The organism is Caballeronia sp. HLA56 (assembly GCF_054655155.1).
Genome location: NZ_BAAHOB010000003.1, coordinates 766935 through 792370, shown reverse-complemented (window position 1 = coordinate 792370; position 25436 = coordinate 766935). Strand labels below are relative to the sequence as shown.

Here is a 25436-nt window from a genome sequence, read left to right as displayed (position 1 = left end):
CGAACATGAAACTCGTCCGACACGGCCAGCCCGGCCAGGAACAACCCGGCATTCTCGATGGCGACGGTCGCGCGCGCGATCTCACTGGCCATTGCGCTGACTTTAATCCCGCGTTCTTTGCAAGCGGCGGCATCGAGCGCTTGCGCGCAATCGATCCGCACACGCTGCCCCTCGTCGATGCGTCCGTGCGCCTCGGCCCTTGCGTGGCGCAGCCCGGCAATTTCATCGCGGTCGGCTTGAACTACGTTCAGCACGCAATCGAAACCCATGCCGATATCCCAAAGGACCCCATTCTCTTCAACAAGGCGCCGTCCTGCATCTGCGGACCCGATGACGACGTCATCCTGCCTAAAAATTCCGTCAAGTCGGACTGGGAAGTGGAGCTGGCCTTCGTCGTCGGCCAGGAAGCGTACTACGTGAGTGAAGCCGAAGCGCTGAGCCGTATCGCGGGTTACTTCATCTGCAACGACGTCTCGGAGCGCGAGTTTCAACTCGAACGCAGAGGTCAGTGGGTGAAGGGGAAGATGTCGCCGACCTTTGGCCCCATCGGTCCGTGGCTCGTTACCTCCGACGAGATCGAGGACGTGCAGAACCTCGGCTTGTGGCTCGAACTCAACGGCGAGCGCATTCAGAACTCGAACACGAACGACATGATCTTCACCGTCGCGAAACTCGTGTCGGACATGAGCCAATACGTCCGTCTCATGCCCGGCGACATCGTGACGACAGGCACGCCGCCCGGCGTAGGTCTCGGCATGAAACCGCCGAAATACCTAAAGCCAGGCGATCGCATGCGGCTGGGTGTCGAAGGCCTGGGCGTGCAAGAGCAGCGGGTCGTCGAATGGCGCGACCGATGACCGGCGCGACAGCCTGACGAGACCGATTCCCATCCCGATTACGGAGCGATCAGCGAACCATGGAACGAATAACCGCGGACGAAGCGGCTCAACTCGTCGCCGATAACGATGCCATCCTGATCAGCGGTTCCGGTGGCGGGCATTCCGTGCCCGAGGCGCTTCTGGCTGCCGTCGAGCGCCGCTTCCTGGCGGAACGGAAGCCGCTTGGATTGACCTCGGTGAGCATCGTGGGTGTGGGCGACCGCGGCGAACTGGGCGCATCGCACCTCGCTCACGAAGGTTTGCTGCGACGGGCCATTACAAGCGCGCTCGTCGATTCGCCGGGACTCGTAAGACTCGCGGCGGAAGACAAGATCGAGGCTTACACATTCCCGCAGGGCGTGCTGTCGCAATTGATGCGCGAGATGGCGGGCGGCCGTCCGGGTCTCTTCACGAAGACGGGCTTATACACCTTCGTGGACCCGAGGCAGCAGGGTGCGCGGCAAAGCCCCTGCACGCCGCCCGCTTTCGTCGAAGTGACCGAGATTGCCGGCGAAGAGTGGCTGTTTTTCAAGCACATTCCGGTCGATGTCGCGTTCCTGCGGGGCACGACGGCCGACGAAGACGGCAACGTGACAATGGAGCAGGAAGCCGTATTCGGCGAGATGCTGGCAATGGCGCAAGCGACGCGGCGCGCCGGCGGCATCGTCGTGGTTCAGGTGAAGCGCATGGCGCGAAACGGTACGCTGCCCGCCAAGCACGTCAAGATTCCCGGCATTCTCATCGATTTCGTCGTGGTGGAATCGGGACAGCGCCAGACCTACGCGACCGACTACGACCCGAGCTATTCCGGCGAGTTGCGTGTTCCTGTCGACCAGATCAGACCGCTGCCGTTCGGGCCGAGGAAGGTCATCGTCCGGCGCGCGGCAATGGAATTGTTCCCCGAGGCGATTTGCAACCTGGGTGCGGGCGTATCCACGGGGCTATCCACCGTTGCGGCCGAAGAGGGGCTGCTCGAAGCGGTGCATCTGACCAACGAGCAGGGACTGATCGGCGGCGCGCCCACTACGGGTCGCGATTCGGGCGGCGCCCAGAACTTCGCCGCGATGATCGAACAACCGTCGCAGTTCGACTTCTACGATGGCGGCGGCCTCGATCTCGCCTTCCTCTCGTTTGCCGAAGTGGACGCTCAGGGGAATGTGAACATCAGCCGGTTCGGCGACAAGATCATCGGTGTTGGCGGCTTCATCAACATCAGCCAGAACGCGAAATGCGTGATCTTCAGTGGAACGCTCACGGCGGGCGATCTCGACATTGGCTGGGAGAACGGGAAGACCGTCATTCGCAGGGAAGGGCGGCACATGAAGTTCGTGCCGAAACTCGAACAGGTTTGCTATAGCGCCCGGATTGGTCAGCAACGCAAGCAACTCACGCTTTTCGTCACCGAACGGGCCGTGTTTCGCGTCGGGCCGCAAGGGCTCGAGCTGATCGAGATCGCTCCGGGGCTGGATGCCGAACGCGATGTCGTCGCCCACATGGGTTTTCGGCCCGTGGTGTCGCCGCAGTTGCGTGAAATGGATGCCAGACTCTTCGAACCGGGCTTAATGAACCTGGCGCAAGACGTGCGCGCCAAGGCGCGTCGCCACCGTAGCCAGCGCGTGGCGCAATGGTACGAATCGCGCGGGAGAGGCTGAACATGGCGGACAGCATTCAGATCTCAGGTGCAACGCGTGTCTATGGCATCGTAGGCGATCCTGTCGTGCAGGTTCGATCTCCGGCGGTCTATACTGCGCGCTTCGCGCAGGAAGGCATCGATGCCGTGCTCGTCCCTCTGCACGTCCATGCAGATCGCTTCGACGACGCATTCCCCGCGCTGCTGGAGATTGCGAACCTCGACGGCTTGCTCATCACCGCCCCGTTCAAGAAGCGCGCTTGCGCGTTTGCCCGACAACTCGGCGTGGCCGCGAAGACAGTCGGCGCGGTGAATGCGCTGCGGCGCGAGGCCGACGGTTCGTGGACCGGCGACATGTTCGACGGCGCCGGTTTCGTACGCGGCGTCGAGGCGCGGGGCTTGAGCGTCTCCGGCAGGCGCACACTGTTGTTCGGGGCGGGAGGCGCGGGCAGCGCGATTGCCGCGGCGCTTGCCGAAGCCGGCGTCGCTTCGATCTCCATCCTGGACATCGATGCCGAGCGCGCGGTTATCGTGGCAAGAAACTTGAGCGAAGCGTTTCCGCATACGCGAGCTGCTGGCGTATCGGACGCGCGCGGCGAGTTCAACCTGATCGTCAACGCATCGCCGGTTGGCATGTCCGTGGGCGACGGCTTGCCCGGCAACCTCGGCCCGCTGAAGAAAGACGTGCTCGTGGGCGATGTAGTTTTATCGGAAGAGCCGACGGCGCTCATCGCCCATGCGCAGCGATTCGGCTGTGCATGGGTCAACGGAAAGGACATGCATACCGGTCAGATCGAATCCATCACTTCGTTTTTTCTGACCGATAGATAGCATGTGTCGTCAGTGGCGCACGCGGCGAAATTTCAACCTCAACACGTCTGGATCGCTATGTCGCATGTTCCCGCTGAACGGTGTCTGGAAATCATCGCGCTCCTTGCCGAGGGCGCGAACACCTTGCCCCTCGGCGAAATCGCCGAGCGCCTGTCATTGCCAAAGAGCGGGGCACACCGGCTGCTTTCGACGCTCGTCGATCTTGGCTGGGTTGCCAAGGAGCCCGACACCGGCTTCTATCGGCTGACCATGCGCCTTGCGGTGATGGGGCAGCGGTTTTACGCGGCCACCGGCATTCCGAACATCTGTCAGCCGGTACTCGACAGGCTTGCGCACGAGACGCGAGAGTTCGTGCGTCTAGCCGTTGCGGACGGCGACACCCTCGTCTGGCTCGCGCAGGCGCAGGGCGCGACGGCAGGTCTCATCTACCAGCCACCCAGTTCCGCGACTGGGAGAGTCACGGTCTACTCGACGGCAACCGGCAAGGCATGGCTCGCTTCAATGCCTCGTGACCGGGCGATTCAAATCGTGGCCAGCATGGGCTTCGGCGAAGCCGACCGGCAAGGACCCAATGTCGTGCGGTCTATCGAGGACCTTTTGAAGGAACTCGCGCTTACGGAAAAGCGTGGCTATGCGATTGCGGTCAGCGAGGCCGAGCCTGGTGTTTCGGCTGTTGCCGTGCCGATAAGGGTGAACGGTCTTGGAACCGCGCTCGGCACGGTCAGTGTTGCGGGTCCAAGTGTTCGCATGACGACCGAGCAGATCGAGGAAATCGCCCCGAAGTTGCAGAGTACGGCGGCCGAACTCGCGGAACTGTGGCCGCTGAGACCAAGCGGGACCGCGCTGCGTGAGCGAACGACGATGGTGGCTTGAGAGGTCCATGGGTGACTGTGGAAATTGGATGCATCGAAAAGAATTTCACACAGGCTATGTGACATACAAAGGATGGCGGAGAACGTAATCAGGGGATGAACGTTCGCCGATCTTGTGTTCTTCGACGATAAACCCTAAGGCCATCAAAAGGGGCGGGAGAAATACACAGGTAATTTCACCTTGTATGTAAGCCCAATGTGCGAGATAGCTTCCTTCGTCGCTAAAAATATTTCTGCACGAGGCGCACCTGGTAAAGCCGCCGCTGTATGGCAGGGCTTTGCGAATCGCCTCTTGTATCATGTCCAGTCTTTCTATCGACGCGCGCAAATCCTGCTCGGCCAGCCTGCGTTCATCGTCATCATGGGCCTGATCCAACGCGCACCATGCTAAAGACACGGTGATAAGGGCATAAGATTCTTGCTTGCGGAGGCCTGCAGCCATCTCATGGGGTCCCGGTCCACTTCGCTTCGTCAGCGAGCGTAGCGCACGAATGGCTTCGTGCTGGCGTCCAGGCGTCTCGATAGTTGTTTGTCTTATGTTACAGGAGTTTAAGTGGCCGCTGATGAGGTCGCTGGGCGGGGTTTGTAGGAAGGCGCTGGATTAGCGCTTCGTGTAATTTTCGTTTCGACGTCCGGCTTGGATTTTGCGGTTCGTGTCAGGTGCGAGAAGGCCTTTAGCAAATGGTGACGGGGATCGATGTGAGCGCTGTAGCGGGTGGCGTTGGTGACTGGTCGAACTCGTAGCCGTGCGGGAACTTTGTAGGTTCAGGGAAAGTAAGTGTGGATTGGAAGTGTTGCGTCATTTGTGGTCGGCGCGGTTGTATTAGACATAATATAATTTAGCGCAGTTTTGCGTGTAGCGGCAGTATCCTAGTGTCGTGTTTGGGGATGCGGCGGAATTCTTGGACTGCCTTATATCGTCAGCCCGAGGCTCGCCCGGTATTCAATCGGAGTGAGTGCGCCAAGCGAGATCTCGATCCGCTTCTCGTGTACCAGCGAATGTACGAATCAACGGCCTCAATGAATTGACCGGTGCTGCCGTACAAGCAGGCGGCGCATAGCCTTCGCCCGACGCCCGGGCAAAGGCATAAGCGACCGATCTAACCAACCCCCTTAACCTCCATCAACCTCCCCCACTCATAATCGACGATATCCGGATGCATGGGAAACACGCCTGCACCTGGCGTGAAGGTCAACTCGCCGAAGAGGATTCGATCGTCCGGTGCGTAAAGATCTACCCGCACGTATTCGAAGCCTTCCGCAAGGCTAACGGCGACCGAAATCAACTCATCAAAGCACTGCGGTCGCGGCGCCGCGACCTCACTACGCGGATAGTGGCCGATCGCAATATCGAGCCGGTTCCAGTTCCCGTCATACATGTCGCCACGTGGATGCTCGCCAAACCGGTCCGAAATGAGCGCAATGTAAATCGTGGGCTGGCTGTCTCTTCCGTTAAAAAAGCAATGGATCTTGATGTCAGCAGGAACGGCACCGCTGGAATCGAGTAAAAGCTCTTCGAAGAAAATGCGCGGCTTGATGGTCCGATAGTGACGCTCCCGCGCTATGCGATAGAAGTCGGTGATCAGCCATTCGCGCGCAAGCGCGTCGAGCTCCTCGAAGGACGTCTCGGCCTTGTCGCGAACGAGCTTGACGAATCCACTACCGTGATTCGCCTTCATCACAAAGCTTATCGGCAGAGAATCGAACTCCTCGCGGGTGAACCTCTCTGGTGTGGCGATTATCTCGGTCAGATATTGCTTACCGACCTTGCGCTGAACGTAGTCGCGCACGTTGAGCTTGTCCGCAAGGTCCGCATACCGGGGGTCCGGAAAAAGACACCGGTAAAGAATCTTCTCGTTGAACGTCTCGGGAGCGCGCACGTTGGGAAAACGTCCTACCTTGTGACGATGGTAGAGCATGAGATACGCGGTATCAGGGAGCCACCCCTTCGCACCGTTGAACAGTCTCCTCGGAAGCGACATCCCTCTCTCCTTAAGAATTTCTATGTAGCGCTTGCTGTGATCCATCCATTCGAGCTCACAAGTCACTGCGTCACCTTACTCGGTGACCTCGTCTTGTGAATGCACGATCATGCAAGGAAGAACTCTCGAAACTTTCGATTGGTTGACCACAGTATGAACAGCTCGAATGCTCGACGTTGTGCGCTAACCAACAGACGTACGATCTGCGTTTTTAAGCACGACGTCCGGTCATTCTTTACTGGAAACGATATACGCGGCAGGGCAAAACGCCCGAAACAATTTCACCTATTTTGAGGATTCCCTTGCAATTCGTTGGCGGCCATCGAAGTGTTAGGTACACCACAAAAATTGGGATTTCTACCTAGGACCATAAGGCCTTAAGCCTAAGAAAGTCTCCTCATTCGTTTCTCTAAACGAGGGAAAACCGTGAAAATTGCGATTGTCCATGATTGGCTCGTGGTGTCTGGAGGCGCGGAAAAAGTTCTGCAGCAAATTATCGAGTGCTTTCCAGGCGCCGAGATTTACACCATCGTTGACTTTCTTAAAGACCGCGCCTGCGTCAAGGATTGCAAAGTACACCCGTCCTTCATTCAAAAAATGCCCTTTGCAAAAAAGCGCTACAGGTCTTATCTGGCGCTAATGCCTATAGCAATCGAGCAGCTCGATCTTTCAAGCTACGATCTCATCATTTCCAGCTCTTACGCGGTTGCCAAGGGAGTAATTACCGGGCCGGATCAGCTTCATGTCAGCTATGTTCACTCGCCGGTTCGCTATGCCTGGGACTTACAGCATCAATATCTCAACGAAGCGGGCCTGACCAAGGGGTTGAAGTCGGTCATGGCGCGGCTTTTGCTGCACTATATTCGCGTATGGGACGCACGCTCGACCAACGGCGTGGATTATCTGATCGCCAATTCGCACTTCATCGCGCGCCGTATCAGGAAGGCATACCAACGTGACTCGACTGTGATTTATCCTCCGGTCGATGTGCGTTCACTTCCCATGCGAACACAGAAAGACGACTTCTATTTGACCGCATCGCGACTTGTACCGTACAAGCGCATCGACCTTATCGTAAAGGCGTTTTCCCGCACGCCGGAGCGGCGTCTTGTCGTGATCGGGGACGGTCCTGACATGCAAAAGATTCGTGCGTCCGCAGGTCCGAACGTCGAGATCCTCGGCTATCAGTCATTCGAAGTCTTGCGTGACCACATGCAGCGCGCGCGCGCTTTCGTGTATGCGGCCGAGGAGGACTTCGGCATATCGATCATAGAAGCCCAAGCATGCGGCACGCCGGTCGTCACGTTCGGCAAAGGCGGCGCACTGGAGACGGTGATTGGCCTGCCACGCGAACGCCCCACAGGCCTCTTCTTCAAGGAGCCAACGTGTGAGTCGCTTATCGATGCCATCGAGCGCTTTGAGCGCAACGCGCATCTGTTCGATCCGCGCGCATGCCGCGACAATGCCGAAAGATTTTCGACCGAAAAATTCAAGGCGTCGTTCTCGGCGTTCATCGAAGTCAGGCTTGCTCGTTTCCGTGCCGAAAAAGAAGTGGCTCCTGTACCAAGTCGAAGCAATGTAGCGGTGACCGAGTCGCAAGTGTGACCGAACACCTCGGATGCGAAAAAAGGCGTTGCGAGTAATCAACCCGCAACGCCTTTATCTTTTAGCGATTACTTCGGCTCAACCGTGGGCCGACCGATGGCCTCGTAGACAAAGCCCAGCTCCGCCATGTTCTCGGGATCGAACAAGTTGCGCCCATCGAAGATTAACGGCTTCTTCAAACCAGCATGCAGCGCTGCGATATCGGGGCTCTTGAACGCTTTCCATTCGGTGACGATTACAAGCGCGTCGGCGTCCTTCACTCCTTCATACTGGTTGCTACAAAATTTAAGCCTTGCGCCGTACGAAGGGTCGTCTGCCAAGTCAAGCGCGAAAACCCGTTGCGCCTCCTCCGAAGAAACCGGATCGTATGCACGAACAGTCGCGCCTCGCTTGAGCAATTCGGCAATCAACCTGCGGCTCGGTGCTTCGCGCATGTCGTCGGTGTTCGGCTTGAAGGCCAGCCCCCAAACCGCAAGTGTTTTCCCCGTCAGGTCCTCACCAAGCCGCGCGCAGACCTTGCTGACAAGCACGTCCTTTTGCGCATGATTCACCGACTCCACCGAGTTCAGTATCTGCAGATCGCGGCCGTACTCATGCGCTGTTTGAATCAATGCACGCACATCCTTAGGGAAACACGAGCCACCGTAGCCGCAACCCGCATAAAGAAAATCGTAGCCGATGCGCGGGTCCGATCCTATGCCACGCCGCACTGCCTCGATGTCCGCGCCCACCATATCGGCGAGATTCGCCAACTCGTTCATGAACGAGATACGCGTCGCAAGCATTGCATTAGCAGCGTACTTCGTGAATTCGGCGGAGCGCACATCCATATACATCGTACGTTCGTGGTTCCGATTGAATGGCGCATAAAGACGCGTAAGCATGGCGCGCGCGCGTTCGCCCGAGGTATCGGACGCGCAGCCAAGTACGATCCGGTCCGGGCGCATGAAGTCGACAACGGCTGCGCCTTCCTTCAAAAACTCAGGATTAGACACGACCGAGAATTGATGATTTACGCCCCTGGCATCAAGCGCTTTTCGCACGGTGTCGGTGACTCTATCTGCTGTGCCGACCGGAACGGTCGACTTGTCGACGATCGTCTTGAAACCTTGCGCGTACTTGCCAATCTGCTCGGCAGCCGCTAATACGTATTGAAGGTCTGCGGAACCATCTTCATCAGGTGGCGTACCTACGCAAATGAACTGTACGTCTCCGTGCTCTACCGCCTTGGCGACGCTCGTCGTGAAGCTGATTCGTCCTGCCTTCACATTGCCCTGAATAAGCTCCTTGAGTCCTGGCTCGTGAATGGGAATGCCGCCCCGGTTAAGCAAATCAATTTTTTCTTGGTCGACATCCATGCAAAGAACGCTGTTGCCCACTTCGGCCAGGCATGCGCCTGTAACAAGGCCAACATAGCCCGTACCAACGACGGTTACTTTCATAAGCCCGCTCACAATAGAAAAGTTAAAAGGGACCGTCTAAGCGGCACGACGGTCAAAAGGCCTTACTAACCACTTCTTGAGACGTCGAGCATGAAATCGACGGTATGCTGGCTAAAGCGACCAATGAGCATGAGCCGACGCTGTGCTTCTTGACCGCCGTATGTTTTTGTTGCAACGATGATTACGGCTAGGCCGCTAGGCGGCTTTGCCTCATCGGCTGGAACACCACGCGTTTCGAAGTCGTCCGGCAATTCGACTCTCGTTGGCCACGCCCTCGCGAGTATCACGCGCTTTATTACCGATCCCGCTTCGTTCCGTATCTCGACCGGCATGGTTAGATCGTTGTCGGCGGTGTCCGTCGATGACGCAGCAAGATTGAGAATGAGCACACGGGCCATCGCAGCATCTCCTGTTCGGTGTCTGAAGCTCGTTGATGCACCTGCTCTTTTGCAAGCGACAAGCTCATTCTCTTTACGGGGTCGTGATCGTCGCCGGTAGCAAGCGATTGAACTCCGCCTTGATAAGACCGTAGCATTCGCAAGCACGCGCTTCGAGCGCCTTGCGATCAAGAACGCGAATGCAGCCGCGCGTCTGATACACGACGCCGTGCGAGTGCAATCTTCCGACTGCTTCGGTGACGCCTTCGCGACGCACCCCCAGCAAGTCGGCGATATGCTGCTGCGTGACGCGCAATTGATTCGATGAAGCCCGGTCGAGCCCGACCAGAAGCCATCGACAGAGTTGACTGCTTAGCGAGTGATACCGATTGCATGCCGCGTTCTGCGCGATCTGCGTGAAGAACGCATGGATATAAAGCATGGAAAGGCGATCAAGGAGCCGCGAGCGCTGCAAGTGTTCGCGCAGAAGATGCGCGTCCATGCGGTACGCGGTGCCGCTGCATTCCACTGTGACCATTGTGGGCATGGTGTCGCCTTCCGTTAATACGGGCACGCCAACCATGCCTTCACGCCCTACCGTTGCAATCTCGACCGAGCAATTGCCGTCCAACGCATGTGACAGCGAGATGACCGCGGACGCTGGAAAGTACACATGAAGAAACGAGTCATGTGCATTGCAAAGCACCTGTCCCGCTCGCAACTCGATGATCTCGAGATCGGGCGCGAGCGCCTGCCATTCTTCCAGTGGCAACGCTCGCAACAAGTGATTTCCGTGCAGATCCGATTGAAGATTCAGCATAAACTCGCTCTCGTTTTTTTGGGGCGCGTAACAACACGCGCTCTAGAAGGTGAATCAGCTACTCGTTCGAATCTCGTAGCTTTCCGCTAGCGGGCACGGTGGAGGGGTTTGCGCCCATCGGATGTCGATTCTTCCGGTCTTGGCGGAATTTCGACAACCTTTCCGATCGCTGCTCCAACTTACTGAAAAGCGACATGAGAACGACCAAAAAAACAAATGTGCACAACACCCAGACAACTGAAGCCGCACGAGCGATGAGAGCGAAGAATGCGCGCGCTCGGTCGATGATCCACATAGACGACTCCGTGAACGAAGGTTCGTAGTCCAAATCCCTTCAAGTCGAGATTGGCCAACCGCGTGCCTCTGTTGGGAGACCGTCGGCATCTCGCACTGGCGGGACGGCGGACACACGGTGGAGCGTTCGCACCGACGCGTTGTCCAATAGGGCTGTTGACTTTCCGCATGATCGTCCTTAGACGAGCGGCGCCCTACTTTGCTCTAAAGATGTTGTCGAATGCTGCGTATCAGTCGAATGCACCTCCAGGGAACAGGTCCTAGGCCTACTAACTATCGTAGATTGCTTACGAGGTTCAATGTGGTCTAGGGCACTAAAGTCCAAAGCGCTCGAAATTTCAATGCTCACATTCCATCAAAACGAAAAAAGTCTTGTTCAACCAATGAGGAGTACGATAAAACGCGTGCCAGCTGCAAAGTGCTTTATGCGATCAAGTACTTAGGTATTAGGTGCCCAGTTAGCTAGCGGAAATCGGGTCTGCTTACAACAAAAAACAACAAATACGCTCTGCCGCATTCATCAGACTAATTGGCCGACGTGCTTGATCGAACCACATGCTTTCCGTCTGATGAATTACGCGCAAACCTTTGCGCGAGAACGTTAGTTGGGACCACCAATTTTAAGATGTCAAGCACATGTAAGGATGAAGCCGATTTTATCAGGGGATTTCGCCAAGCGTAAAGGTAAAGCGCGGAGTCATTAAAGAGTGAACGTACGATCTAAAAAGCGGCAACGTTTTTCAATTTTGAAACAAAACGATTCTTAGTGCTTGCTTTTTTGTACGGCATGTACGTCAGTGTTTTCCCGCACAGAGCCAAATATAGCGGCAAGAAAAACTTCCTGTGTGTCTTCATCACACCAATGCGCGTGCACCACTGACGTCGACTGCACGTGTCGCTGGGCTGGGCTCCTCCATCTCGGACTATTTTGTCCGGGACTCGCCTTCCTCGTCGTTGAGCAATGGGTATCTTCCTCGGAGAGCTTTCCATGAAAGCAGTGCAATTTGCGCTGGAGCGAATTAGGAAGTCGATTAACACCGCTGATGCCTTGAACATGCGGTCGTCCGCCGTTCTCGTATCGGACTTACGGCTTTTAATTGAAGTAGCTGAGACGGCCGAATTGGAACGTCTGACAAATGCAGGTTCACAAATTCCCGTGGCCGAACGATAAGCCTGCGTACCACACCGTAGCCGGTACGCACCGGAATAATTCGCAGTATTTACGGGGGGTCCATGGGGTTTACCATTAATGGCAAATTTGCATCTCAACGCATCACAGGCGTGCAACGCGTTGCATTTGAATTGACGCGGGCGTTGCAGGCGCAGGCTTCGACTCCGAGCGATCTGCCGCTCGTGGTGCCACCCGACGCTAAAGACCTTGGACTAGCCAGCCGCAAGGGGCGTTTGCCGCAGCTGCTAAAGGGAAACCTGTGGGAGCAAGTCGTTTTACCGCTCGAGTCGGCACAGGACACACTGATCAGCTTGTGCAATACCGGGCCGTTGCTCAAACGTCGCCAACTGGTGATGATTCACGATATGGCGGTTTATGACGTCCCTCAAGCATTCTCGAAGAAGTTTTCTTTTTGGTACCGATTCAAGTTTTCAGTTCTCGCTAAGCAGACCAGACTGATTCTCACCGTATCGGACTTCTCGAAACGGCGCATTTGCCACCATCTAGGCTTAGCGGAATCGCATGTCGAGGTCATTCGTCCCGGCGCGGATCACATGGATCGCATAGAGCCTGATCCGGCTATTCTCACTCGTCTATCACTTGAGAAAGGGAAATTCTGCGTTCTAGTCGGGAGCCTGGATCCTCGCAAGAATCTGCAGCGCGTGCTCGATGCTACGAAGCTGCTCGAAAAAAAATCCGATATCAAGTTCGTCGTGGCGGGAGGAGCAAATCCGCGTGTTTTCGCCGCACAGGACGTGCAGCGCGTCGCGCAATCAGATAAGGTGACTTGGGCAGGTTTTGTATCGGACGGCGAATTGAAGGCGCTGTATGGAAGCGCTGCTTGCCTCGTTTTCCCATCTCTGTACGAGGGTTACGGACTTCCGCCGCTAGAGGCCATGCGCTGCGGGTGTCCGGTCATTACGTCTTCGGAAGCTTCGCTTCCCGAGGTCTGTGGCGACGCGGCCATGTACTGTGATCCGCTTTCAGCCACTGATATTGCTGCGAAGATCGAAGTGATGACCACACAACACGATGTCCGCGAGTGGCATCGTCAACGCGGATACGCGCGAGCCAACCAGTTCAGGTGGGACCGCGCTGCGTATGCGCTTGCGCAAATTCTCTATGGCGAACGCCACGAAAGTGCGCTTTACTTAAAGACGCAACCTACCAAGGATTAAATAAATACCGTAGTATTACAGATGACTTGCGGAACGCTTCCTGGATCAGCGATAACACCAACTACTGCGGATGCCGTGAAAATACTCATCGCGAACACTTTGTATCATCCGGATTCCGTCGGCGGGGCAGAGATATCGACGCGACTCCTTGCGGAGGGCCTCGTCAAGGCCGGAATGGAAGTGTGCGTAGTTTGCGCTACAGGCGCCGGCGTGGATCGGATCAGCAGACTTAACGGCGTAAAGGTCTACCATCTTCGCTCGGTCAATGTTTATTGGCCGCACAAACCGAAAAAGCATTCGTCTGTCGTCAAGCTCATCTGGCACGCCATCGATCTGCACAACGTGATCATGTCGCGCAAGCTCAAAAATATCATTGCGCGGGAAAAGCCCGACATAGTCAACACGAGTAACCTTTCCTGCCTTTCAATTGACATCTGGCGCGTGGCTCGTAATGCCAACGTGCCTATAGTGCATACGGCTCGCGACTACTATCTCATGTGCCCGACGTCCACCATGTTTTCCGGTGCGAAACCTTGTGAGCGTCAATGCGGCATGTGCTCGTTGTATGCGGGACCGAAGCGTGCCGCATCCGCGAGTGTGGACGTGGCCGTCGGCGTAAGCAGATTTGTCTTGCAGAAGCACGTCGATAATGGCTTCTTCCCAAGCGCGATGCGCACCGAGGTCATCAGCAATTGTTATGTTCCGCTGGACGATGCTGTTCCCATGAAGCGCGTTTCAAAGTACGAGAGCGGCCCTGTACGGCTTGGCGTGCTCGGACGCGTTTCGCCGGAAAAAGGACTTGAGGTTTTGTTCGAGCAGCTTCTTGCGGATCATTCGCTCGAATGGACGCTTGCCATCGGTGGTAAGGGCGATGCGGAATATCTCGGGGAGCTGAAAGAGAACTATGCCGACCCGCGCGTCGAATTCCTGGGGCAAGTGAAGCCTGGCGAATTTCTGGAAGCCATCGACATTCTCATCGTGCCATCGAAATGGAATGAGCCCTTTGGACGCGTGACGGTCGAAGCTTATTCACACGGCGTGCCGGTCGTGGCTGCAAACACGGGTGGAATTCCGGAGGTAATCGAGCCGGGCTCCAACCTTCTCTTCGATATGGAGCAGCCGCACACGCTTATAGACAAACTCCGCGATGCCGTGAAGCTCCTGCAGGACACGTCATTGCACGACCGCTTGCGCCAATACGCCGAAGGTTTTAGCGTTGCCGCGATGGTCGATGCCTATATCGACGTTTATCAAACTGCGTTGACTAAGCCTGTTCTCAAGAACGTCGCTTAAAGCAACCCCATCGCACAATCTATCTCGCCGAGGCGGCGCCTGCCGCTTCATTCGGGAACGCCCTGCTTCAAAAAGAACGGAACTCGCTGCATATAGAGCGTTGTCGCCATGGCGATCGCGACGTATGCCTGCACCGTGAGAAGCGCTGTAGCGGCGCCTAGTTCCGCAAAGAAAGTGGATAGAACGGTCAGAAGCGCAACGTTGAGAACCGCCGCGCCCAAAAGCACGCGCCCAAACTGCGACTTCATTCCAAGGGGCAGCATGGTCTGCACGCCAAAAACATCTGCAATACCTGACAGGAACGGCACGAACGCCATGAGACGCAATACGTCGACTGTAGGCTGATAGTGCGGACCGTAAAGCAATTTCACCGCCAACGGCGCGGCTGTAAAGATGGTCAAAGAGATCAACGCAACAACCGTCCCTTGGAACGCTAGCATTTTTCTCAAGAAGGAAAAAGCCGCATCGCGCGAATGATGCATGAGATAGCTGATGCGCGGATAAGCGGCGGTTTTGAGCGGGCTCATGATGCCTATGGCGGCGCGGATTAGCTTATCGCCCGCAGCGAAGTAGCCGGCGGCAACGTTCCCGGAGATAAGGGCTAGCAGCACCGTGTTGCTCGACGCGCTGTATTCATTGATGGCTGTCGCGAGGAAGACGCTCCAGCCGTCCTTGAGGGACTTTGCAATCGAATCCAGCGATACGGAAACAAAGTCGAGCTCACGACGAAAGTAAAGGTACGTCATGATGGTCAGACCCGACATCAAAGGTACGAGCGAATTGACGCCCATTGCCCAGTAAATGTCGTCTCGACTGTGCACGAGCAAATACATCGCGGGAACGCTCAGCACGCGACTCGCAAAGACAATGGCGCCCGTGATGCGCAAGTCTTCGATGCCCTGGAAATACCAAGTCGGCGTGAGCATCGCGCCAACGGCAAGGCCAAAGCCTAGGAGGAGAAGTTCGCGATCTTGTGCAAGGCGGTCAAACACGAAAGACAGGGTCAGCAAGATGGTAAAGCCGCCAATCGTGACCACACCCTGCGCGCAAAGCGTCGACCAGAAGACTCGAGAGCGCTCTTCGCGATTGGCGCGGTTGACGGAGATTTGCGGCGTAGCAGTTAAGCCAAAGCCGTAGTTCGTCAAGACAATAAAATAATTAATGAAGGCCAGCGCAAACGCGAGGCGCCCGTACCCCTCCGGTGTAAGCACGCGGGTGAGCAGGGGAAGCGTGAGCAGTGGAACCGCGTAGGTCGATACCTGAAGAAGCAACAAAACCGCAAAATTCTTCCGGAACGAAGAAGCCATATATGTACTCGAGCGTGAAGGGTTTCACGTGTCGCATTCCAGTCACGGGCGAGCACACGCGATGAGTGCGGCAAACAGCGACAGACACAGCCGCGCTAAGCAGCGCTCGAAAAATCGCATGAAAGACCATTAAGTCCTTCAAACTATCGCACTGCGTCATTCGCAAAGGTGCGCTTAGCCGGTTAAGAACACAAGTTCGAAAAATTCAAGCCCTACTATGCGGGCTTACGGGCGGGGCTGCAGCGGTATAAATTCGTTCGTGTCGAAAGCTCGGTGAAAACACTTTGTCGTGTGCGAGACCGTACGATCAGAACGGCATCGAATGCAGTAGAACTTCATATCAACACGTCAATTCCTCGGCTACGCGAACGTTCGAAGTCGCCACCCGCCCGAAGCAGGCTGATCGAGCCCTTGGCTCGTCCGATCCGCCCTTGCCTGAACCTCTTCCGACACGAAAAAGCGCACCAAGATCGCGCTTCGACGGACCCGCATTACTTAGGCAAACTACGTTATGGAGCGCTGATGTCGTATCTTAAACTTGATCGTCGCACTTTCCTGGGCGCCTCTGCGTCCGCACTACTAGTGGCTCCCTTTCCACAAAACGCGCTGGCTACCACGACATACGTACGCCTCGAATGGGAGCAATTCAAGCTGACGCCACAATATGGATCGTTCATTAACGCTCTGCAGACGATGATGGCAAACAAGACGGCCAGCAGTCCCAATTCCTGGCTGTACTGGGCGAACGTGCATGCTAATTACTGTCCGCATAAGATGCCATATTTTTTGGCTTGGCATCGCGGATATCTTTATTACCTGGAGAAGCAGTTGCGGATCGTGTCCGGTGACAACGCTCTGACGCTGCCGTACTGGGATTGGTTTCACACACCAAGCATCCCACCAGAATTCACCGATTCGGCTAGCGGCAACCCGCTTTTTTGTCCGCGGCTAAACAACAATGTGTACTCGTCGCTGGACCTGTCGCCATTCGCCGCCACGACCGTAAATTTTCAGCGCGGGACCGCTAACTCCTTCGAGGAAAAATTCGAAACCGCGCCTCACAATCCGGTGCACAACCTGATCGGCAACGTCATGGCAACGATGCAATCGCCGCGCGATCCTATTTTTTACCTGCATCATGCAAACGTGGATCGCCTCTGGCATGCATGGGCCTTGCCTGATGGCAGAACCATGCCTGTTCCGACTGCAGCTTACTGGGCAGGCACGTTCACCTATGCAACGGGATTAACCATCAAAAAGTCCGACTGTTATTCGAACCGTCGCACGCTTGGCTACGATTACGCCAACACCAATCGCCCTACCGCGCTTCCGCCGCAGGCAAATGCAGCGCACATTATTCGCGTCCAGGCGCAAATCACACCGCTTCGCTCGCGCCCGGCACTCGTGAGCCTTGCCGCCACACCCGCACGCACGCTTGCCACCGGACGACGCGCGATAGGCGGCGTGAAAGGCTTGGCACTACGAGAAGCATCGGTCAGCGTTCGCGTAACGACGGAAGCGAGTTCGACGCAAGACCTTCAGGATTTACTATCCGCAACGTCGATTGCCTCGTCCACGGACGCTAAAAGCTCATCGGCAACGCAGGCGCTAGCCGTCCCTGCAAATCGTTATCGGTCGGTCAAGATTGTCTTCGACGGACTCGCCTTGACGCGCGCAGGCGCTGCTGGCGGATACTTCTATAACGTCTATCTCAACTTGCCAGATAAGGTCGACGCCGAAACCGCCAAATCCACCTATTTTATTGGCACGCTCGGTCCATTCGAGATAGCCGGGGCTGCGCATCACGGCGACGTCGAGCTTGAATTTCCCGCAACCGAGGCGCTTGCCAAGATGGGCGCTGGCGCGACCCGAGAGTATGTCGTTTCCTTAGTGCGCGTGAACGGGTCCGAGACGGCAAAAGGCGAGGTCATGACAGTAGGCGAAGTTCGCGTCGAATTAACCAACGACGCGCCGTTTATCGTTCAGCCCGCAGTCTCGCGCAAACCGGGCGATGCATATTAAATGCTTATGAGGCGTCGTGTTTATCATTCTATTTTTTTAGATGAAGACGCCTCACTTATCCCTTTTTGGGCCGGTTCAGAACCGCCTGGCATGCGTTTGCCGTATGCGCGCAAATTTTGTCAATGCAACTTGCACGAAGCGCGCTTCCGTACGTGTGTGAGGAGGACCACATTTCCAAAAAACTCTCCCAAGGTAAATTGGGTTCAGCCTCTTCAAAGGCACGATAGGCGTTAAAGCCTGACTCTGATGTGACATTTAGAGTTCTTTATTTCGAAGGTCACTAATTTGAAAGAAAGATCGTCTAAGACGCGGCGACCAACCAAGGTCAAACGTGTCTTCGTTTGCGCGGTTCCACCGTGCTTAGCCTCGTCTTGCGATTGATCGCCGCTCACGCGTAGCGCGTTTGTGATAGTGCGGCCCGGTTTTAACCGGGCATTCGTAAGCTTTCTATCCTGTTCCACGCTCCGGGAAATACACGTGAAAGACTCCGTCGCCACACATATGCCTGATTTTAGCCACGAGCGCGGCCAGTTATCTGTGCGCGCCATGTTGGCTCTCATGAGAGATCATTACAAGGAAATTCTCCTTGTGGCGCTTGGCGTCACATTGATCGCGGTCGCGTATGCATTTCTCGCCACGCCTCAATATCAGGGCGATGCGGTGGTCAGAGTCGATCCAACGGAGCCCAATGCGCTTGGCATCGCCCTGCAGAATCAGGATGCGCAAGTATTGATGAACCCGTCTCCTGGCGCCGAAATGGCGGTTATGACGAGCCGATCCGTGCTTCAGCCGGTCATCGAAAAATATCGATTTGATGTCGCCGTGATTCCGAAGCAGATCCCTATTATCGGGTCGCTCGCAAATAAATTGGCTACGCCGGGAAGGCCCGCGTCTCCTTGGCTTGGGCTCAGCTCATTCGCGTGGGGTGGCGAGCAACTGCAGGTCGCTTCGTTCGACGTGCCGCATGAACTGGAAGAAGAGAAATTCACTTTGACGGCAGGTGCTGATGGGCATTATCAGCTTTCGGGTCCCTCCGGCGAATTGCTCATTGCGGGCGTCGCTGGCAAGCCGGCCAGCGCCAACGGTGTATCGCTCGATATCAAGAAGATCGTCGCTCGCCCGGGTACCGACTTCACTTTGATCCGCTATAACTCGCGCGATGCCGTAGCGCGTTTCACCGACCTGCTGCAAGTGCAGGACATGGCGAAAGACACGGGCGTCATCGAATTTACATTCCTCGACAGCAATCCTTGGAAAGCGGCTCAAGTGACGAACTCACTTGTCGATCAGTACATTGCCACCGCGGTGGCCGCGAAGCAACGCTCGGACAGCGCCACGTTGGAGTTCATCAATCAGGAATTGCCGAGATTGAAGGCGGATCTCAAGCGCTCGGAACTGGCGCTCAACGAATACCGTTCCAAAGCCAAGGCATTGCAACCGACCGCAGAGTCGCAAGCGTATCTTCAAGGTGGCATCGAACTGCAAAAGCAATATGCAGCTTTGCAGATGGAGAGGACTCAGCTCCTGAATCGTTTCCAGCCGAGCAGCCGCTGGATAGTGAATATCGACGATCAGCTCAACGATCTCAAGCGCGCAATGTCGACGCTGGACACGCGCTTCTCCGAGATGCCGTCCTCCGAGCGCCAGAGCCTCGATCTTGAACGTGACGCCAAAGTTGCCGAAACGATTTACCTTGGAATGGTGCAGAAGTCGGAGCAGCTCTCCGTGCGGCGTGCGAGCTCGACAGGTGGCGCGCATATTGTCGACTACGCCATCACGCCTTTGCATCAGGTCAAACCTAATCGGCTTCTCGTGATTGGTGGCGGTGTGTTTGTCGGGCTCATCTTTGGCGTGTTCTCGGTCTTCATCCGCAAGCACGTCATGACTGGCGTGACTGACCCGTCATACATCGAAGAGCTTAGCGTACCGCTCATCGGTGCTGTCTATTTCAGCCAGCATCAGATGATGTATTCGAAGAGCGCTGCCCAACGGCTCGCCTTGCCTTCCGGCTCATCGAGAATTCCGGGCAAGCGTTCAACTGGCATTGCGGCGCCCTACCGGTCCAAACGTAGAAGCGCTGATCCGTTCCGTGACGATCATCTGGCGTTGCTTGCCGCGCAATACCCGCAAGACCCGGCGGTCGAAGCGATCAGAGAGGTGTGCTCGCCCCTACTCAATGACCTCAGTCATATCCCAAACAAAGTCATCTGTCTGACCGGACCGACACCAGGCGCTGGCAAGAGCTTTATCGCGGCTAATCTCGCGGCAGTGCTTGCGGAGATCGGTCATCGCGTGCTTCTCATCGATGGCGACATGCGTCGTGGACGTCTTGCATCGCTATTCGGTCAAGGCAACGCTGGCGGCCTACATGAAGTACTGCGCGGCGATCGTGATCTACACTCGGTCGTACGTTCTGTAGGCGTGGATGGCCTTTCATTCATGTCATGCGGATCGCGCGGCGCAAATCCGGCCATGCTCTTGATGAAGACATCGTTCGATGATGTATTGAGGGACTTGAGACCGCTCTTTGACGTGATCGTCATCGACACGCCGCCGATGCTCGCGGTGGGCGACGCTTCTATCGTTGCAACCAAGGCCGACGCCACTTTACTCGTGCTGCGTTCGGGCTTGCAGAGTGAGAAAGAAATTTCGGAGACGGTCAAGAAGCTTGAGAGATCCGACGCGCGCGTGCTCGGCGCGGTCTTCAACGCTATTCCGATACGCCGTAGCGACAAGAGCTATAGCTACATCATGGCGGACACCGCAGCGGCGGCACAACCGGGCTAAGCAACGAAGCACATCGCGTTTCTTCTTGCAGCGAATGCTAGCCGCCTTAGCGACTAGTATTCGTCGCCGCCTTGCGCGGCTTGCCCGCGGCATTACAGTCTCTTTGCCTGAATACCTTGACTAACGATCCTTCGATCCCAGAAAGCGCATTTTCCAAGCTATTTGAAAAGCGACGCACGCTTTTGCGACTGGCCTGCCTTAGCGCAGCGCCGGCGCTAAGCGTTCACGCGTTGAATTCACAAGCGCAAGGCAATTGTCCAGCCCTTAGCACCGGACCGCGACGCATTACAGACCTCATCGGCTCGAATGGTTTTCCTCAGACGCCTACCGACATCTGTATGTGGCGCGAAATGGGATTGACTTGGGGCCGTGACTCGGTGGGACCTGGTCAGCCGAATTCTTCAAGCGACGCAATGAACGTCTCGAAGACGAGTCCGGGTTTCGACGTGGACTTGTCGAGCTGCATTTTAAGGAACAATCAAAACGGCGTGCATACGCTGCTCTATCTTGGCTATACGCCAAAGTGGAACGCGAGCGTTGACGGCGATTCGAAATCCGCGCCTAAAGACGTGAGCTATTGGCAGAAATATGTCGAAGCGGCCGTTAGCAAGTACAGCGCGCCTCCGTACAACGTAAAGTATTTCCAGATCTGGAATGAAGCGGCCGGGCGCTTGTCAGGGGGATCGCCGCAGGCGACTTTCTGGCACGGATCGGGATATAACAAGGACCGTAAGCTCTCGTCCAGCTATGACAGCGCCATGCAGGACTATGTAGACAAGATCCATCTTCCGGCGGCGGCCATCATTAGGAAGTACAAAGGCTATGTTGTTTATGGCGGCTGGCCCGATCAAGGCGGCGTGGATTCGTACGTGAAGTGGCTCGATTATCGCAGCGGCACTTACCAGACTCGCATGATCGACAATGTCGATTATCTCGACACTCACTACATGAGCGTCAAGGATCTGGACAACCTTTACTCGCGTTATGTGCAGCCTGGGACGGTTCGAGGCATCTGGCAGACGGAGATCGGCGACCGCTACATGATCGATCCACATTACCTGCCTCAGTATTTTTTTTCGTTCGCGGTATGGGCGCTTAAGCGCGGATGGGACGATCCGAACAAATATGTCTCGATGATTTATCACTGGGACGGCTACGATCCATTCCGACTCACCAAGCGCGGCACGCCACGTACCTATAACGTCCCCGGCCGCACACTGATCGTTCTCTGCTCGACTCTTCGCGGCACGCTTTCGCCCTATACAGGCCAAGTCACGGCAAGCGACGACAAGAGTCCTCAGGCGCTGTACTCGGACAACGATCTGATCGTCCTGGTCGGCTCTTCCCCAGGACAATCGACCGTACAGTTGAGTGATGGTAGCAAGCTTGCAAGCGGCGGATTGGATGCATCGCTGGTAGATGCAGTTACCGGCGCCGTGTCGACGGCTCAGGTCGAAAAGCGTCAGGGCAGTCAGATCAACGTGAGCTTTTCTACGCCTGCGGCACTCGGCACCGGCGAAAAAAAGCATCTCAGCTATCTTGTTCTGCGGCGTAAGGCCTGAGCTCAAGCACTAAATCAAGGGGACTCAGCATGGTCTACATAACGCTGATTGCGTTGTTGCTGACAGTGACGAACTTCGTGCCGTTAAGCGCGATAGGATTTCTGCCGATCCTTCTTTACGGGTGGCGTTTTTTCGGACGCTCTTACCCTTCGTTCGTCACGCCGCTCGTGGCCTTTGCCGCGTTCGCGACGATATCGACCATATTTTATGATCCCGCTTCTCTCGTCGATTTCGAATTCTATCGTCGCGATGGCAACTTTTACATCTCTTACGCGCCGATACTCGCAGGCTTCTTATACACGCACGACCTCGATCTGAACAAGCTTCTACGCCGCTTCTATATCTTCGCGGTCTGCGTCAACGCTCCGCTTTACGCTTATTATCTGGCACACGCCGGACTGCTCTCGATTCTCAAGCATCCCAGCGATAGCTACGGGAGCTTGTTCATCGCACGAAATGCGGCGGGCGGCTTCCTTGCCATGCTGCTTTGCCTGGGCATTGCAAACTACATGCATAAACCCAGCAAGCCAATGCTTGCGCTCATGGGCGCGAACTTCTTGATGCTTTGGTCGACTTACAGCCGCGGCTCGTTGCTCGGCATCGTGATGATCGTGCCTTACATTGTGCTGGGTCGCAAACGCTGGGTGCTGGCGACCATGATCGCAGGGATGATCCTGGCGTCGCTAGCGGTGGCGCAGTGGCACACGTTACCGCACATCAATTACATGGGCTACACGTTCGCGATCAGCGATCCCGACGAGAAAGTGGCGAATCTCAACATCCGCTATGAATGGTTATGGCCTCGTGCGCTGGCGTACTTCGAGCAGAGTCCTATCGTCGGAATGGGCTTTGGATCGTTCGATGATCGAATAGCCTCATACATCAATTACTTTCACCTGTTCGCCCAACCGCTGCGGATCACCACGCATCATAGCGACTCGCATGCGCACAACTCTTACCTCAACTTCCTCGCGGAACTCGGGATCGTTGGACTGGTGTTGATGTTGTCGTTCTACTGGAGACTGACGGGTTGGTGTCAGCGGAAGGCACAGGAATCGTTGCTCTTGAGAGGCTCGCGCGACTTCGTTGCGCTTCGCTTCGTGGAGCTTTCTTCGGTCTGCCTGATGGTCATGGCGGCCACGGAACACCGCTTGACGTCGCCATCCAACGTGTTACCTCTGGCGCTTGTGCTGTCTCTTGTGGTGTCGTCTCGCGGACTTTCCATGCGCTTTCTTCGCTCGCGCACGGCGAGAGCGCCGGTCAGAAGCGCGCTCGCCGTCCGGCCGGAACCACAGTGAACTCGACCACTGTGTTTCCGGTCACTAGCGCGGGCAATCAAGCACCAGAGCGCGCACGGGCGAAGTTGGTGTAGCTCGAGTACACCGGGTTGATAGGCACGCCGTTGGTCATGATGCCAAAGGTGTGATCGCCGCTATCGAGCACATAGTACATGGTCGACTGGATGTTGTGCGTCTTGCGTGCGTTGTAGAACGACTGCAGGCGCGATTGGACAAACGTGGCGCGGTAAGCATCGGTCTGCTCGGGATTCGCGTTCCACTCGGTGATCATGAAAGGAACACCGTAGCGTGCCTTGCAGTACTGCGGTAAATCGAAGTGAGGTCCCGCGCCGTCCGAACCGATATCAAACAAGTCGCCGTACACCTCGTAGTTGTGCCATGTCGTAATGTCCCAGCGAACCTTGGGATGCCCGCTCGTACCGTCCGGCTGCATGCCGTCCCAAAGTGCATCCGATGCACCGATGTCCGCCACGCAGAAGTTGATGCCGCACTTCGCGTCCGGCTGAATGGCCTTCACACCAGCCATCAGGCCCCGCATGACGCCGCGCATGACGGGCCAGTTCGCGTTGTTGAAATCCACTACGTCGGTACCCGCACGGTTCGAATGCAGCACGGTCTGCGAGCGACGGGTAAGTTCGTTGCCACACTCGTACATGGTCACACCGTGCGGCTTGAGCGCGGCAGCCACAGTCATGCCCGTGTTATAGGCCGTAGCGTAAGCCGCTGCCTCGCTACCGAACAGATTGCCCGAAGCGTCGGTCAAGCCTTGCTGAACGAGCGCGAGGATTTTGATACCGGTCCCATTCATGGCCGAAGCCATTTTGGCTACGGCGTTGTTCTGCTGCGTGGTGCCGTTACTGCCAAGGCGATACATGGTACAGCCCAAGGCCTTCAGAATAGAGATGGTCTCGGCGGGCGTGTAGCGATAGTCCCAGTGACCATTCATGCCGAAGAAGGTGCCTGCCGGTGCGGCGACGTCGACGCGCGGGTCGTTACATGCGAGCCACTTGTTCGACCAAACATAGAACTGATTGCTTTTGTTTTTCTGGTAGATCTTGCCGCCCGACCAAAGGAGCATGACTACGTTTGCAATCGACACAGAGGTCTTGTTCTTGTAGACCATACCGCCTGAGAGCGTCCACACGGCTCCCGTCTTATCGATGATCGACGTTCCGTTAGGGATGGTCGTGCCATCCGCTGACGCGTTCGCTGCTGCCTTGGCAGTCGAATCCGGCAAGGCAGAGTCATCCGAAGCCTTTGCCGACGACTCCGGCAGTTCGCCCACGCCTCCGCCACCACAAGCGGACAGCATATAGGTTCCGGGCAGCGCGGTCATGCTAGCTAGAAATTTCCGTCGATTAATCATCGTTTCGTACTTCCGCCAAGTCGGGCGGAAAACTCCCTGAGGTTAGAGATGGATGTCTTCGTGCCCCCTTTAAAGAGGACTGCTAACGGATGAACCAAGGTACTTACGCTATTTGGCAGCGTGTCGACCTTGGAAGCTCTAAGGTTGGTGATCACCGATGCGCGATGCGGAAATAACGGCCGTTGCGCGATGACTAACCCTTGCTGCATCAAAAAACTAAGGAACTTCTGACGACTCCGAGAGACACAGTGGTTCCGCGATTTGCAGAAGACATGGCAGATACGCACCTTGTGGAACGCAAACGCTTACCTTAGAGGTCATACGATAAGAGGATATTACCTAAAATGACACGCCTCGTGAACCCTCGTTCGGTACTTTCTGGAAGAAAAGCAAGAAAAGGGCTGTTCGAATTAGTCTGAGCGGAACAAATGACGCTAGTCAATCGCCGCTTAAGGGCAAATTGTACCTTTTTTATTTTGATGTCATTGTTACTAAGTAGATCTTACCTTTTGTGAATTTATTGGGCGTAAGGCCATGTCGGACGGTGGCCTCAGGCGTGAACTTTCATATCGTGGAATCATCGCATCAAAAATTTATCCGAGATTCGACTGTTTATACGAACGTGCGTACGCCAAAATCTGCCTTCATAAACGCGGTTTTTTCCGCTTCTATTTTTTTCTTAGCTCAAGCGCTGCATGAGAAATAAAGCGCTCCTCCGTAT

Annotated in this window: 19 protein-coding genes and 1 pseudogene; 12 read left to right on the top strand and 8 right to left on the bottom strand. The window is 56.0% G+C overall.

All coding sequences use genetic code 11. From position 1 onward, the window contains the following. The first annotated feature begins 5 nt into the window (after positions 1-5). Genes ACYQ47_RS15520 through ACYQ47_RS15505 form a run of 4 tightly spaced genes read left to right on the top strand, consistent with a single transcriptional unit; the run spans position 6 to position 4212 of the window. The gene (locus ACYQ47_RS15520; protein ID WP_459905877.1) at positions 6-857 is read left to right on the top strand and encodes a fumarylacetoacetate hydrolase family protein; all 852 of its coding nucleotides are present in this window, start codon (positions 6-8) and stop codon (positions 855-857) included. A 59-nt stretch (positions 858-916) separates the two neighbouring features. Then, the gene (locus ACYQ47_RS15515) at positions 917-2530 is read left to right on the top strand and encodes an acyl CoA:acetate/3-ketoacid CoA transferase (protein ID WP_459905876.1); all 1614 of its coding nucleotides are present in this window, start codon (positions 917-919) and stop codon (positions 2528-2530) included. Positions 2531-2532: 2 nt separating this feature from the next. Next, positions 2533-3339, top strand: coding sequence for a shikimate dehydrogenase family protein (locus ACYQ47_RS15510; RefSeq protein WP_459905875.1), 807 nt, complete (start codon positions 2533-2535; stop codon positions 3337-3339). 57 nt (positions 3340-3396) lie between these two features. Next, positions 3397-4212 (top strand): IclR family transcriptional regulator, encoded by an 816-nt coding sequence (locus tag ACYQ47_RS15505; RefSeq protein WP_459905874.1) that lies wholly within the window; start codon positions 3397-3399, stop codon positions 4210-4212. Between the two features lie 54 nt (positions 4213-4266). Here ACYQ47_RS15505 and ACYQ47_RS15500 read toward each other — a convergent pair whose 3' ends face one another. The 3 genes and pseudogenes from ACYQ47_RS15500 to ACYQ47_RS15490 all read right to left on the bottom strand — a co-directional run bounded on the left by ACYQ47_RS15500 (position 4267) and on the right by ACYQ47_RS15490 (position 6193). Then, complete coding sequence (locus tag ACYQ47_RS15500) at positions 4267-4653, bottom strand: hypothetical protein (RefSeq protein WP_459905873.1); 387 nt, start codon at positions 4651-4653, stop codon at positions 4267-4269. A 470-nt stretch (positions 4654-5123) separates the two neighbouring features. Continuing rightward, positions 5124-5239: pseudogene (locus ACYQ47_RS15495) on the bottom strand (IS3 family transposase); the annotation flags it as partial. Positions 5240-5311: 72 nt separating this feature from the next. Beyond that, positions 5312-6193 carry an ATP-grasp fold amidoligase family protein gene (locus ACYQ47_RS15490; RefSeq protein WP_250510586.1) on the bottom strand — a complete coding sequence of 294 codons (882 nt, stop codon included), beginning with the start codon at positions 6191-6193 and terminating at the stop codon, positions 5312-5314. 426 nt (positions 6194-6619) lie between these two features. Between ACYQ47_RS15490 and ACYQ47_RS15485 the strand changes: the two genes are divergently transcribed. Beyond that, positions 6620-7798 carry a glycosyltransferase family 4 protein gene (locus ACYQ47_RS15485; protein ID WP_459905872.1) on the top strand — a complete coding sequence of 393 codons (1179 nt, stop codon included), beginning with the start codon at positions 6620-6622 and terminating at the stop codon, positions 7796-7798. A gap of 68 nt (positions 7799-7866) precedes the next feature. Here the strand turns inward: ACYQ47_RS15485 and ACYQ47_RS15480 are convergent, their stop codons facing one another. The 3 genes from ACYQ47_RS15480 to ACYQ47_RS15470 form a co-directional block, all read right to left on the bottom strand. Further along, positions 7867-9240, bottom strand: coding sequence for a UDP-glucose dehydrogenase family protein (locus ACYQ47_RS15480; RefSeq protein ID WP_250468030.1), 1374 nt, complete (start codon positions 9238-9240; stop codon positions 7867-7869). A 65-nt stretch (positions 9241-9305) separates the two neighbouring features. Then, positions 9306-9638 carry a hypothetical protein gene (locus tag ACYQ47_RS15475; protein WP_250468029.1) on the bottom strand — a complete coding sequence of 111 codons (333 nt, stop codon included), beginning with the start codon at positions 9636-9638 and terminating at the stop codon, positions 9306-9308. A 73-nt stretch (positions 9639-9711) separates the two neighbouring features. Continuing rightward, positions 9712-10437, bottom strand: coding sequence for a Crp/Fnr family transcriptional regulator (locus ACYQ47_RS15470; RefSeq protein WP_244831387.1), 726 nt, complete (start codon positions 10435-10437; stop codon positions 9712-9714). Between the two features lie 1282 nt (positions 10438-11719). On the opposite strand from ACYQ47_RS15470, the gene ACYQ47_RS15465 reads away from it, so the two are divergent. The 3 genes from ACYQ47_RS15465 to ACYQ47_RS15455 all read left to right on the top strand — a co-directional run bounded on the left by ACYQ47_RS15465 (position 11720) and on the right by ACYQ47_RS15455 (position 14373). Then, the gene (locus ACYQ47_RS15465) at positions 11720-11902 is read left to right on the top strand and encodes a hypothetical protein (protein WP_250495275.1); all 183 of its coding nucleotides are present in this window, start codon (positions 11720-11722) and stop codon (positions 11900-11902) included. Between the two features lie 62 nt (positions 11903-11964). After that, on the top strand, positions 11965-13080 hold the full coding sequence (locus tag ACYQ47_RS15460) for a glycosyltransferase family 4 protein (protein WP_250495274.1): 1116 nt from the start codon (positions 11965-11967) through the stop codon (positions 13078-13080). A gap of 75 nt (positions 13081-13155) precedes the next feature. Next, a complete protein-coding gene (locus ACYQ47_RS15455; protein ID WP_250527292.1) occupies positions 13156-14373 on the top strand; it encodes a glycosyltransferase family 4 protein in 1218 nt (405 codons plus the stop codon). Positions 14374-14420: 47 nt separating this feature from the next. Here ACYQ47_RS15455 and ACYQ47_RS15450 read toward each other — a convergent pair whose 3' ends face one another. Beyond that, a complete protein-coding gene (locus ACYQ47_RS15450) occupies positions 14421-15680 on the bottom strand; it encodes an oligosaccharide flippase family protein (protein WP_250468026.1) in 1260 nt (419 codons plus the stop codon). A gap of 522 nt (positions 15681-16202) precedes the next feature. Here ACYQ47_RS15450 and ACYQ47_RS15445 point away from each other — a divergent pair. The 4 genes from ACYQ47_RS15445 to ACYQ47_RS15430 all read left to right on the top strand — a co-directional run bounded on the left by ACYQ47_RS15445 (position 16203) and on the right by ACYQ47_RS15430 (position 23349). Beyond that, complete coding sequence (locus tag ACYQ47_RS15445) at positions 16203-17702, top strand: tyrosinase family protein (protein ID WP_250495272.1); 1500 nt, start codon at positions 16203-16205, stop codon at positions 17700-17702. Positions 17703-18179: 477 nt separating this feature from the next. Continuing rightward, positions 18180-20489, top strand: a complete 2310-nt coding sequence (locus ACYQ47_RS15440; protein WP_244831382.1) for a polysaccharide biosynthesis tyrosine autokinase — start codon at positions 18180-18182, stop codon at positions 20487-20489. A 116-nt stretch (positions 20490-20605) separates the two neighbouring features. Continuing rightward, a complete protein-coding gene (locus ACYQ47_RS15435) occupies positions 20606-22051 on the top strand; it encodes a hypothetical protein (RefSeq protein WP_459905871.1) in 1446 nt (481 codons plus the stop codon). Between the two features lie 167 nt (positions 22052-22218). After that, a complete protein-coding gene (locus ACYQ47_RS15430; protein WP_459905870.1) occupies positions 22219-23349 on the top strand; it encodes an O-antigen ligase family protein in 1131 nt (376 codons plus the stop codon). A gap of 37 nt (positions 23350-23386) precedes the next feature. Here the strand turns inward: ACYQ47_RS15430 and ACYQ47_RS15425 are convergent, their stop codons facing one another. Beyond that, positions 23387-24715 (bottom strand): hypothetical protein, encoded by a 1329-nt coding sequence (locus tag ACYQ47_RS15425; RefSeq protein ID WP_250495270.1) that lies wholly within the window; start codon positions 24713-24715, stop codon positions 23387-23389. Positions 24716-25436 lie beyond the last annotated feature (721 nt).